The sequence below is a fragment of the Luteimonas salinilitoris genome (genome assembly GCF_041300785.1).
Lineage (GTDB): Bacteria > Pseudomonadota > Gammaproteobacteria > Xanthomonadales > Xanthomonadaceae > Luteimonas > Luteimonas salinilitoris.
This window is the reverse complement of record NZ_JBFWIB010000007.1, coordinates 50,472-62,250: the sequence shown is the minus strand read 5'-3', so window position 1 is coordinate 62,250 and position 11,779 is coordinate 50,472. Positions and strand designations below refer to the sequence as shown.

Annotated in this window: 10 protein-coding genes and 1 pseudogene; 2 read left to right on the top strand and 9 right to left on the bottom strand. The window is 69.0% G+C overall.

What is annotated here, in order from left to right; translation table 11 throughout:
- Positions 1-14: 14 nt before the first annotated feature.
- The 4 genes from cyoE to AB5T46_RS12090 form a co-directional block, all read right to left on the bottom strand.
- On the bottom strand, positions 15-923 hold the full coding sequence (gene cyoE / locus AB5T46_RS12105; protein WP_370564222.1) for a heme o synthase: 909 nt from the start codon (positions 921-923) through the stop codon (positions 15-17).
- A 126-nt stretch (positions 924-1,049) separates the two neighbouring features.
- Positions 1,050-2,225, bottom strand: coding sequence for a COX15/CtaA family protein (locus AB5T46_RS12100; protein WP_370564221.1), 1,176 nt, complete (start codon positions 2,223-2,225; stop codon positions 1,050-1,052).
- Positions 2,225-2,803 (bottom strand): hypothetical protein, encoded by a 579-nt coding sequence (locus AB5T46_RS12095; protein WP_370564220.1) that lies wholly within the window; start codon positions 2,801-2,803, stop codon positions 2,225-2,227. Before AB5T46_RS12095 ends, AB5T46_RS12100 begins: the two co-directional genes overlap by 1 nt.
- On the bottom strand, positions 2,800-3,498 hold the full coding sequence (locus AB5T46_RS12090; protein WP_370564345.1) for an SURF1 family protein: 699 nt from the start codon (positions 3,496-3,498) through the stop codon (positions 2,800-2,802). Before AB5T46_RS12090 ends, AB5T46_RS12095 begins: the two co-directional genes overlap by 4 nt.
- A 99-nt stretch (positions 3,499-3,597) precedes the next feature.
- On the opposite strand from AB5T46_RS12090, the gene AB5T46_RS12085 reads away from it, so the two are divergent.
- A complete protein-coding gene (locus tag AB5T46_RS12085; protein ID WP_370564219.1) occupies positions 3,598-3,816 on the top strand; it encodes a twin transmembrane helix small protein in 219 nt (72 codons plus the stop codon).
- Positions 3,817-3,950: 134 nt separating this feature from the next.
- On the opposite strand, the gene AB5T46_RS12080 is transcribed toward AB5T46_RS12085, so the two are convergent.
- The 5 genes and pseudogenes from AB5T46_RS12080 to coxB form a co-directional block, all read right to left on the bottom strand.
- Positions 3,951-4,841, bottom strand: coding sequence for a cytochrome c oxidase subunit 3 (locus AB5T46_RS12080; RefSeq protein WP_370564218.1), 891 nt, complete (start codon positions 4,839-4,841; stop codon positions 3,951-3,953).
- Positions 4,842-4,883: 42 nt separating this feature from the next.
- On the bottom strand, positions 4,884-5,471 hold the full coding sequence (locus tag AB5T46_RS12075) for a cytochrome c oxidase assembly protein (RefSeq protein WP_370564216.1): 588 nt from the start codon (positions 5,469-5,471) through the stop codon (positions 4,884-4,886).
- Entirely contained in the window at positions 5,468-5,617 is a 150-nt protein-coding gene (locus tag AB5T46_RS12070; RefSeq protein WP_370564215.1) for a hypothetical protein, read from the bottom strand. The genes AB5T46_RS12075 and AB5T46_RS12070 overlap by 4 nt, the downstream gene beginning before the upstream one ends.
- Before the next feature lie 49 nt (positions 5,618-5,666).
- Positions 5,667-7,283, bottom strand: a pseudogene (ctaD, locus tag AB5T46_RS12065) (cytochrome c oxidase subunit I); the annotation flags it as partial.
- A 35-nt stretch (positions 7,284-7,318) separates the two neighbouring features.
- The gene (gene coxB / locus AB5T46_RS12060; protein WP_370564214.1) at positions 7,319-8,266 is read right to left on the bottom strand and encodes a cytochrome c oxidase subunit II; all 948 of its coding nucleotides are present in this window, start codon (positions 8,264-8,266) and stop codon (positions 7,319-7,321) included.
- 235 nt (positions 8,267-8,501) lie between these two features.
- Between coxB and putA the strand changes: the two genes are divergently transcribed.
- A complete protein-coding gene (putA, locus tag AB5T46_RS12055) occupies positions 8,502-11,756 on the top strand; it encodes a bifunctional proline dehydrogenase/L-glutamate gamma-semialdehyde dehydrogenase PutA (protein ID WP_370564344.1) in 3,255 nt (1,084 codons plus the stop codon).
- Positions 11,757-11,779 lie beyond the last annotated feature (23 nt).

Sequence of the window (11,779 nt, the reverse complement as noted above, 5' to 3'; positions counted from 1 at the left end):
CCGGCGGCCCGTCGTCAGCCGATCTGCCGGAACTCCAGCAGCGGCGCGGACGCCAGCCACGGCTGCAGCCAATGATCGACCAGCAGGAACGCGAACAGCGCCATCAGGTAGACCACCGAATAATTGAACACGCGCATGGCGAAGAACTCGTCCGGCGGATCGAGCAGCCGCCATGCGTACCAGAGGAACATGCCGCCCAGCACCAGTGCGCCGCCGAGATAGAACACGCCGCTCATGCCGGTGACCCAAGGCAGCAATGTGGCCAGCAGCAGCAGTACGGTGTAGAACAGGATCTGCCAGCGGGTGTAGGTGACGCCGTGGGTGACCGGCAGCATCGGGATCAGCGCGCGCGCGTAGTCGGCGCGGCGGAAGATCGCCAGCGCCCAGAAGTGCGGCGGCGTCCAGACGAAGATGATCAGCACCAGCAGCAGCGCATGCGGGTCGAGGGTGCCGGTGATCGCGGCCCAGCCGAGCGCCGGCGGCGCCGCGCCGGCGATGCCGCCGATGACGATGTTCTGCGGGGTGGCGCGCTTGAGATAGCCGGTGTAGACGACGGCGTAGCCGATCAGCGAGGCGAAGGTGAGCCCGGCGGTGAGCGGGTTGACCAGCAGGATCAGGATCGCCATGGCCGCCGTGCCCAGCAGCACCGCGAATACCAGCACCTGCATCGGTTTGAGCGTGCCGGTGGCCAGCGGCCGGTGCGCGGTGCGCGTCATCAGCTTGTCGATGCGCTGGTCGATGAGATGGTTGATCGCGGCGGCCGAGGCCGCGGCCAGCCAGACCCCGAGCAGCCCGAACAGCACCGGCCGCAGCGGCGGCAGGCCCGGCACCGCCAGGAACATGCCGACCAGCGCGGTGAACACGATCAGCGCCACCACGCGCGGCTTGGTCAGGCTCCAGTATTCGTGGGCGATGCTCGGCATGCTAGCGCCGCCTCCCCGCCCGATGCGCCCGTCCCACGTAGAGCGGAGCTTGCTCCGCTGCCTTCCGCTCCGGAGCCCGGCGCAGCGGAGCAAGCTCCGCTCTACGATGGAAGCGACGTGGCGCGCTCACGCCGGCTCCTCGAGCCGCGCCAGCAGCGACACCAGCACGAACAGCAACAGCGCGGCGCCGGCGTTGTGCAGCACCGCCACCGACAGCGGCAGCGACAGCTTGACGTTGAGGATGCCCAGCAGCACCTGGCCGACGGCCAGCCCGCCCAGCATGCCGCCCCAGCCACGCAGGCCGGGCGTGCGCAGCAGCCGGGCCGCGATCCACATCAGGGCGGCGAAGACCACCACGGCCATCATCCGGTGCGCCATCTGGATGGCGATCCGCGCCTCGCCGCCGAGCACGCCGCCCTCGTAATCGGCGCCGAGGCCGCGCCAGAGCACGAAGCCCTCGCGGAAATCGCTGCGCGGCCACCACTGCCCGACGCACCGGGGAAAGTCGTTCCAGTGCGCGCTGTCGGTCACCCAGCCGCCGCCGCCGCAGGCCAGCGCCGCGTAGTTGGCGCTGACCCAGCCGCCGAGCGCGACCTGCAGCGCCAGCAGCGTCACGCCGGCGATCAGCCAGCGCCGCAACGCGATCGCACCGGCCAGCCGGATCGGCATGTCGGTCGCGCGCCAGGCCATCCAGGTCAGCAGCGAGAAGGTCAGCAGGCCGCCGAGCAGGTGACCCATGACGATGACCGGCTTGAGCAGCAGCGTCACCGTCCATTTGCCGAGCAGCGCCTGGAACACGATCACCGCCAGCGTCAACGCGGCCGCGCGGGCGAGATCGAGATTGGACCAGCGCATCGCCGCGAACAACAGGATCGCCTCGCCCAGCCCGGCCAGCCCCAGCGCGACGCCGTGATGCCCGGCCATGTAGGCCGGAATCGCGCCCGCCACCAGCAGCGAGGCGCCGACGATCTGGGCGATTCCATGGCGGCGCCGGCGCGCTGCCAGCAGCGCCAGCACCAGCACCAGCACGCCGAGCGCGGCGGCGATGTGGCGGTGCACCTGCTCGCGCCAGGCCTTGTGCGCCTGCAGCGGGCGGATCTGGCTGGCGGCGTGATCGCTGACCTCTTCCGGCGCCTGCGGCCAGGCGGCGCGCCCGTAGCAGGTCGGCCAGTCGGGACAGCTCAGGCCGGCGTCGGACAGCCGCACGAACGCGCCGAACACCACCACGCACAGCGTCAGCGCCACCGCGAACCAGGCGATGCGGTGGAAGTGCTTGTAGACGGTCGGCGACAGTCTGCTCATCACCTGAGTTTCAGCAGTCGGGCCATGTCGCTGCGCAGGTGGCCCGGATCGAAGCCGGGAGCGTAGCGCAGAATCACGAACCCGTTCGGATCGATCACGTACACCGGCACGCCGGCGGGATCGTCGACGCGCGGCAGGCCCGCGCGCAGCGCCGGGTCGGGCACCAGCTCGCGCAACGCCGTGTTGCGCACGGCGGCCTCCGGCAACTCGCCGATCCACAGGATATGCACGCGGTCGGCCTCGCGTCCGAACAGCTGCCACACGGTGTCGAGCTGCGTCGACAGCGTCACGCAGGGTTCGCCGCAGTCCGCCGGCGGCGCCACGGCGATCCGCCACTGGCGTTCGATCGGTTGCCAGTGGTACGCGTCGCCGTCGCGCAGCCGTGGCACCACCTCGCGCAGGTCGCCCGGCGGCCGCAGCAGTTCACCGTGGTTGCGCGTGCCCTCCGGGCGCCAGCCGGAAAACCGCAGCACGCCGGCGACGACGGCGCTGCCGAGAAAGATCACCACGATCAGGATCAGCAAGCCGCGGTTGCGGTTGCGCTGGCGATCGGGGCGGTCGGATATGGGAGCGTTCATGGCGTGCTGTTCGGATGTCGCCTGCGACGGCGGAAGGTGAGGACCAGCGCGGTGACCAGCACCGCGAGCGCGAGGCCGTACCACTGCACGGCGTAGCCGAGATGCCGCTCGGGCGGCAGCGTGTTCGGCAGCACGTCGAGATCGCGCGCGTAGCCGACGGGCAGGTCGGGGTCGAGCCGCAGCACCCGCGGCGCCAGCGCCGGCAGCCCGAGCGCGTCGGCGATCGCGGCGGGATCGAGCGCGATCGCCAGCAGGGTGCCATCGGACTGCGGCTGCAACGCGGCTGCAGCGATCCCGGCCGACGGCGGCGGGGCCAGCAGGCCGCGGACGTGCGTGTCCGCCGGCGACGGTGCGATCGGTGGCATGTCGCGGTCCGGAGGCAGCGGCAGCCAGCCCAGATCCACCAGCAGCGGATCGCCCGCATCCGGCACGAACACGCGGTACACGCGCACGCCGGGACGGCCGCCGCGCTGCTGGTTGTCGAGCAACACCGGCGGCAGGTCCGGGTAGCGGCCCTGCCCCGCGGCCCAGTCGTAGTCGCGCGCGGCGGCGGGATCGGCAGCGACGGCCAACGGCCGCGCGTCGCGCTGCTGCAGCGTGCGCGCCGCCGCGTCCAGCAGCGCCTGTTTCTGCTGCTGGCGCCCGAGTTGCCAGCTGCCGAGCGCGGCGAACAGCGCGATGCCGGCAAGCGCCATGGCCCAGCCGAACAGCAAGGTCCGGGTTCGGGTCACGCCGGTTTACCGCGCAACTGCGATAATAATGCGCGTTCGCACAACCGCGCGCCGGAGACCGCCATGAGCGATTCGCTGAAAACCCTGCTGGTCGTCGCCTTCCTGATACTCATCCTCTGGAACCTCGGCGCGGGCCTGTACTACATGCTGGTCGACAAGGGCGAGACCAAGCGCACGGTGAACGCGTTGACCAAGCGCATCGGCCTGTCGGTGGCGCTGATCCTGCTGGTGATCCTGGCGATCTGGATGGGCTGGATCGAGCCGCATGGCGTAGGCGGCTAACGCCGCCGACGGGATTCGAGATTGGAGATTCGGGATTGGCAAAAGCAAAGAGCGACGGCATGCGTCGCTTTTCTGCCAAGGACGCCGGGATTTTCGCTCGACGAATCCCGAATCCCTACTCTCGAATCCCCGCCTTACAACACGTAGACGAACAGGAATAGCCCCAGCCACACCACGTCGACGAAGTGCCAGTACCAGGCCACCGCCTCGAAGGCGAAGTGGTTCTCCTTGGTGAAATGGCCCTTGAGGCAGCGGAACCAGATCACCAGCAGCATGATCGTGCCGAGGGTGACGTGCGCGCCGTGGAAGCCGGTCAGCATGAAGAACGTCGAGCCGTAGATCCCCGAGCCCAGGGTCAGGTTGAGCTCGCGGTAGGCGTGGATGTATTCCTCGGCCTGGAAGAACAGGAACAGGCCGCCGAGCAGCACGGTCAGGCCCAGGAACAGCAGCAGGCGCGTGCGCTGGCCGGCCTTGAGCGCATGGTGCGCGATGGTGACGGTCACGCCCGAGGTCAGCAGGATCAGGGTATTCATCAGCGGCAGACCCCAGGCCGGGATGGTCTGGAAGGTGCCGCCGATCTCGCCCGGGCCGCTGGTCGGCCAGGCTGCGCTGAAGCCTTCCCATAGGTAGGTATTGGTCGCCACGCCCTTCACGCCCTCGCCGCCCAGCCAGGGCAGCGCGTACTGGCGGGCATAGAACAACGCGCCGAAGAACGCGGCGAAGAACATCACCTCGGAGAAGATGAACCACACCATCCCCATCCGGAACGAGGTGTCGACCTGCTTGTTGTAGTAGCCCGAGACCGATTCGAGGATCACGTCGGCGAACCACTTGAACAGGATCGCCGCCAGCCCGGCGACGCCGATGAAGAACACGGTCCGGCCCCAGCTGACGTCGTTGAACCAGCTCGCCAGGCCGAACATGGCGACGAACAGGGCGACCGAGGCGAACACCGGCCACCGGCTGCCGTGCGGCACGAAATAGAGGTTCGTGTCGTGCTGTTGCTGGGCGTGTGCTTGGGCCATGGCTCGGATTCCGGTTCGGGGACTGCGTGAGGGTGGGTTGGATCAGTGAGGGTTGGATCGGCGCGCCGCCAGCAACGCGGCGGTCGGCGCCGCCTGCGACAGGCGCTCGGTGGCGAAGTCGTTCTTGAAGAAAGTGTAGGACAGGGTGACGGTGTTGATCTCGGGCGGCAGCGCCGGGTCGATGATGAAGCGGACCGGCATGTCGCGGGTCTCGCCGGCGTCCAGCGTCTGGGCGGTAAAGCAGAAGCACTCGGTCTTCTGGAAATAGCCGGATGCGCGTGCGGGCGCCACCGACGGCGTGGCGCTGCCGACGATCGCCATGGCGCTGTCGTTGTGCGCGTAGTAGGTGGTCTCGTACTGCTCGCCCACGCGCACCTGCATCCGGGTCTGGTTGGGATGGAACGACCACGGCAGCTTCGAGTTGACGCTGCCGTCGAACTCCACCGTGACCACGCGTCCGGGCACCGATGCCGGCGCGTTCGCGGGCACCTCGGCGGCGGTGTTGTCCAGGCGGATGCCGAACACCTTCTCGCAGGCGATCCGGTACATCGGCACCAGCGAGAAGGTGAACGCGAACGCGGCCACCGCGATGCCGACCAGCTTGAGCACGTCGGGCTTGCGCGCGCTCATCGGGTCGCCACTCCGGACAGGATGAAGGCGGCGTAGATCGCGACCGCGATCACGGCGACGATCAGCGCGGTGCGCCGCGCGCGCCGCCGTCCCGCGGCGACCCGCGGATCGCTCGCGTGCGGCCGGTCGTCACGCTTCGCGGTCATTGCTGTGGCCCGCGGTGTCGAGGTGCGTACTGGTGTCGTCGTAGTCGAGATGCTCGAAATCGCCGTGCGCCAGGTCGCCGTCGCGGATCACCGGCGGCGTGCTGAAGGTGTGGTGCGGAGCCGGCGAAGGCACCGTCCACTCCAGGCCGCGGGCCGCTTCCCACGCACGCGCCGGCGCCGGCTCGCCGCGCTTGAGCGAGTGATAGAGGATCGCGAACATCATGAACGGGGTGGCGAACATGCCGAACGCGCCGATCGAGCTGATCAGGTTCCAGTCGGCGAACACCACGTTGTAGTCCGGAATGCGGCGCGGCATGCCGGCCAGTCCGAGGAAGTGCTGCGGGAAGAACAGCAGGTTGACGAACACCACGCTCCACCAGAAGTGGAACTGCGCCCAGCCCTGGCTGTACATCCGCCCCGACCACTTCGGCCACCAGTAGTACACCGCGGCGATGATGCCGAACAGCGCGCCGGTGACCAGCACGTAGTGGAAGTGCGCGACCACGAAGTAGGTGTCGTGATATTGGAAGTCCGCCGGCACGATCGCCAGCATCAGCCCGGAGAAGCCGCCGATGGTGAACAGCACGACGAAGGCGATCGACCACAGCATCGGCGCCTCGAAGGTGAGCGAACCCTTCCACATCGTGCTGACCCAGTTGAACACCTTCACGCCGGTCGGGATCGCGATCAGCATGGTCGCGAACATGAAGTAGATCTCGCCGCCCAGCGGCATGCCGACGGTGAACATGTGGTGCGCCCAGACGATGAACGACAGGAACGCGATCGCCGCGATCGCGTACACCATCGCCTGGTAGCCGAACAGCGGCTTGCGGCTGAAGGTCGGCAGGATCTCCGAGACCACGCCGAACGCCGGCAGGATCATGATGTAGACCTCGGGGTGGCCGAAGAACCAGAAGATGTGCTGGAACATCACCGGGTCGCCGCCGCCGGCGGCGTAGAAGAAGCTGGTGCCGAAGAACTTGTCCGTCAGCAGCATGGTCACCGCGCCGGCCAGCACCGGCATCACCGCGATCAGCAGGAACGCCGTGATCAGCCAGGACCAGCAGAAGATGGGCATCTTCAGCAGGTCGATGCCGGGCGCGCGCATGTTGAGGATGGTGGCGATGACGTTGATCGCGCCCATGATCGAGCTGATGCCCATCATGTGGATGGCGAAGATCGTGAACGCGACGCTGTTGCCGCCCTGCAGCGACAGCGGCGGGTAGAGGGTCCAGCCGCCGGCCGGGCCGCCGCCGGGCATGAACAACGTCATCAACAGCATGGTGAAGGCGAACGGCAGGATCCAGAACGACCAGTTGTTCATGCGCGGCAGCGCCATGTCCGGCGCTCCGATCTGCAGCGGGATCATCCAGTTGGCCAGGCCGACGAAGGCCGGCATCACCCCGCCGAAGATCATCACCAGCGCGTGCATGGTGGTCATCTGGTTGAAGAACATCGGCTCGACCAGCTGCAGGCCCGGCACCGTGAGTTCGGCGCGGATCACCACGCTCATCGCGGCGCCGATGATGAACATCAGGAAGCTGAACAACAGGTACAGCGTGCCGATGTCCTTGTGGTTGGTCGAGAAGAACCAACGCTCGACGAAGCCCTGCTTGTGCGCGTGCTCGGACGGGTGGTGATCGGCGGTTGCGGTATGCGTGGACATGAACGTCTGCCTGGAAAACTTTCAGTGGGATCGGATCAGCCGGCGGCGGGCGCGGCGACCGCGGAATCGGTGGATTCTGGGCTTGGCGCCGCGGCTGTCTCGTCCGTTTCGGCTGGTGCAGCCGGTTCTTCCGGCTGCGGCTGCGCCGGCTCCGCCGGGGGGTTGTTCTTCACCTTCTCTGCAGCCAGCCAAGCGTCGAACTCGTGGCGCGGCACCGCACGCACCACGATCGGCATGAAGCCATGATCCTTGCCGCACAACTCCGCGCACTGGCCGCGGTACACGCCCGGCTCGGTGATCTCGGTCCAGGCCTCGTTGACCAGGCCGGGGATCGCATCCTGCTTCCAGCCCAGGGCCGGCACCCACCAGGCGTGGATCACGTCGTCGGCGGTGATCACGAAACGGATCTTGGTGTCGGTGGGCAGCACCAGCGCGTTGTCGACGTCGAGCAGGTACGCCGGGTGGGCGTCGAACTCGGCGCGGGTGGCGGCGGGGTTCTGCCGCAGGCGGTCGCTGTCGCGATCCAGCCGGCTGGTGAAGGCCACGTCCTCGCCCAGGTACTCGTACTCCCACATCCATTGGTAGCCGGTGACCTTGACCGTCATCTCCGACTCGCGGGTGTCGTACATCGCGATCAGCTTGCTGGTCGCCGGCACCGCCATCACCACCAGGATGATGATCGGCACGATGGTCCAGATGATCTCGGCGGTGGTGTTGTGGCTGAACTGGGCCGCGACCGCGCCCTTGGACTTGCGGAACTTCACCATCGCGAAGGCCATGGCGCCGAACACCAGGATGCCGATGACCACGCAGACCCACAGCACGAACATGTGCGCGTCGTAGGCGTGCTGGGAGGAGGCGGTCACGCCACGTCCCATGTTCAGCTGCCAACGCTGGGGATCGGCGGACTGCGCGGACGCGCTCGCGGACAGCGCCATCGTGGCGAGGCCCAGGGCCCATTGCTTGAAACGACCGGCTTGCATCACTTTCGAACCCCGAATGCCTCGTTGGCGTCTGGCTGTTGGCTGGCGGGAGCGCGGCCGAACCCGCGCCCCGGCAGGGCCTGGGGCAGGACAATTCGACCGCGGGCTGTGGAAAACCCGCAAATGGTAGCGGCGACAGGCATTTGCGGGCAAGTCGTACGTGCATCGATCCGGACCGGAAAAGCAAGAAATCGGGCCCGAATGGGCCTGTCGCGACGTGACCGCAAGCCCTAGAATCGCCTGCCCTTGCCCGCCCCGGTGTGCCGTGTCCGCGATCCTGTCCCCCGAACTGCCCGACGCACCGCCACCGCCGCGCGCGGCGGTCACTGCGCTCTGGAGCCGCGACGAGGCCGAGCACCTGCGCGAGCTGCTGGAGCAGGCGCGCCTGCCGGAATCCGATCGCGCCGCGGTCCAGGCCGCCGCTGCCGACCTGGTGCGGCGGGTCCGCGCCCGCGCGCGGGACCAGGGCGCGATCGAGGCGTTCATGCAGCAGTACGACCTCGGCAGCGAGGAGGGCGTGCTGCTGATGTGCGTGGCCGAGGCGCTGCTGCGCATCCCCGACCAGGACACCACCGACAAGCTGATCCGCGACAAGCTCGGCGAGGCCGACTGGAAGCGCCACATGGGCCAGTCCGAATCGGTGCTGGTGAACGCCTCCACCTGGGGCCTGATGCTGACCGGGCACCTGGTCGACCTGGCCGACGACACCAAGCGCGACGTGCACAACGCCTTCAAGCGCGTGGTCGGCCGCGTCGGCGAACCGGTGATCCGGCTGGCGGTGCGCCAGGCGATGCGGATCATGGGCCACCAGTTCGTGATGGGCCGCACCATCGGCGAGGCGCTGGCGCGCAGCCGCAAGGGCCGCAACACCGACTACCGCTATTCCTTCGACATGCTCGGCGAGGCGGCGCTGACGGACAAGGACGCGCGACGCTACCTGCAGGCGTACCACGACGCGATCGATGCGATCGGCAGGCAGGCCGCGCCCCAGCGCCGGGGCGACGCCCGCGGGCCGGACGGCGATTTCGCCGCGTCCTCGATCTCGGTCAAGCTGTCGGCGCTGCACCCGCGCTACGAGCACGCCAAGCGGCGACGGGTGCTGGCCGAGCTGACCCCGCGCGTGCTGGAGCTGGCACGGCGGGCCAAGGCCCTCGGCATCGGCTTCACCGTCGACGCCGAGGAATCCGAGCGCCTGGAGCTGTCGCTGGACGTGATCGCGGCCGCCTACGCCGACCCGTCGCTGGACGGCTGGGAGGGCTACGGCCTGGCGGTGCAGGCCTACCAGAAGCGGGCGCCGGCGGTGATCGACTTCGTGATCGACCTCGCCCGCCGCCACGGCCGCCGCATCCCGTTGCGCCTGGTCAAGGGCGCGTACTGGGACAGCGAGATCAAGCGCGCCCAGGTCGAGGGCCATGCCGGCTACCCGGTGTTCACCCGCAAGCCGAACACCGACGTCTCCTACCTGGCCTGCGCGCGGCGCATGCTGGCGGCGACCGACGCCTTGTACCCGATGTTCGCCACCCACAACGCGCACACCATCTGCGCGATCGGGCGCATGGCGGCGCTCTACCTGCCGGAGGCGGCCCGGTCGCAGCCGACGCCGTACGAATTCCAGAAGCTGCACGGCATGGGCGACGACCTCTACGCCGAGGTCATCCCGGCCGACCGCATGGGCGTGCCCTGCCGCGTCTACGCGCCGGTCGGCAGCCACGAGGAGCTGCTCCCGTACCTGGTCCGGCGCCTGCTCGAGAACGGCGCGAACTCCAGCTTCGTCAACCGCATCAGCGACGAGGACGTGCCGATCGAGGACCTGATCCGCGATCCGGTCGAGACGGTCGACGCCTTCGACAGCATCCCCCACCCCCGCATTCCGCTGCCGGTCGATCTCTTCCGCAGCCAGGGCGCCGACAGGAGCAATTCCATGGGCATCAATCCCGCCGACGATGCGCAGCTGCGACAGCTCGCCGAACAGGTCAACGCGGCGGTCACCAGCGTTGCCGATAACGGCTGGCGTGCCGCGCCGCTGGTGCCGGGCGCGCAACCGGCCGGCCCCGACATCACGGTGACCAATCCCGCCGATCGCCGCGAGCGCGTCGGCCAGTGGCAGGCCGCCGACGAAGCGACGGTCGAGCGCGCCCTGGCCAACGCGGTCGCCGCCCAGCCCGGCTGGGACGCGACCCCCGCGGCCTCGCGCGCGGCGATCCTCGAGCACGCCGCCGAGCTGCTCGAATCGCGCATGGCGCAGTTCATCGCCCTGTGTACGAAGGAAGCCGGCAAGACGATTTCCGATGGCGTGGCCGAGGTGCGCGAAGCCGTGGACTTCCTGCGCTACTACGCCGGCCAGGCGCGCAAGCTGTTCGTGCCCGAGCCGCTGCCCGGCCCGACCGGCGAGACCAACACGCTGCAGCACAACGGCCGCGGCGTGTTCGTCTGCATCAGCCCGTGGAACTTCCCGCTGGCGATCTTCACCGGCCAGGTGGCGGCGGCGCTGGCCGCCGGCAACAGCGTGCTCGCCAAGCCGGCCGAGCAGACCAGCCTGGTCGGCTACTACGCCGTGCAGCTGCTGCACGAAGCCGGGATTCCCCGGGACGTGCTGCAATTCCTGCCCGGCGACGGCGCCACCGTCGGCGCGGCACTGACCAAGGATCCGCGCGTGGCCGGGATCGCCTTCACCGGCTCCACCTTCACCGCACGCGCGATCAACCGCGCGCTGGCCGCGCGCGACGCGCCGATCGGTGTGCTGATCGCCGAGACCGGCGGCCAGAACGCGCTGATCGCCGACTCCTCGGCGCTGCCCGAGCAGCTGATCAAGGACGTGATGGCCTCGGCGTTCACCTCGGCCGGACAGCGCTGCTCGGCGGCGCGCATCCTGTTCATCCAGGACGACGTGGCCGACAAGGTGATCGAGATGCTGGCCGGCGCCATGGCCGAGCTGCAGGTCGGCGATCCCGGCCTGCTGTCGACCGACGTCGGCCCGGTGATCGACACCGACGCGGTGAAGATGCTCGACGACCATGCCGAGCGCATGGCCGGCGAGGCGCGGCTGATCGCGCGGGCGCCGGGCAGCGACCATCTCGCCCACGGCACCTTCTTCCTGCCGCGCGCCTGGGAGCTGAAGTCGCTCGATCAGCTCGACCACGAGAAGTTCGGCCCGGCGCTGCACGTGATCCGCTGGAAGGCCGGCCGGCTCGACGACGTGATCGCCGCCATCAACTCCACCGGTTACGGCCTCACGCTCGGCATCCACTCGCGCATCGACGAGACCGTGGAGCGTATCGCCGCGCAGGCGCGGGTCGGCAATGTCTACGTCAACCGCAACCAGATCGGTGCGGTTGTCGGGGTGCAGCCGTTCGGCGGCCAGGGCCTGTCCGGCACCGGCCCCAAGGCCGGCGGCCCGCACTACCTGCCGCGCTTCGCCACCGAGAAGGCGGTGACCATCAACACCACCGCCGCCGGCGGCAATGCCTCGCTGCTGACGTTGGGGGACTGAACCGCGTCGCCTCCTCCCACACG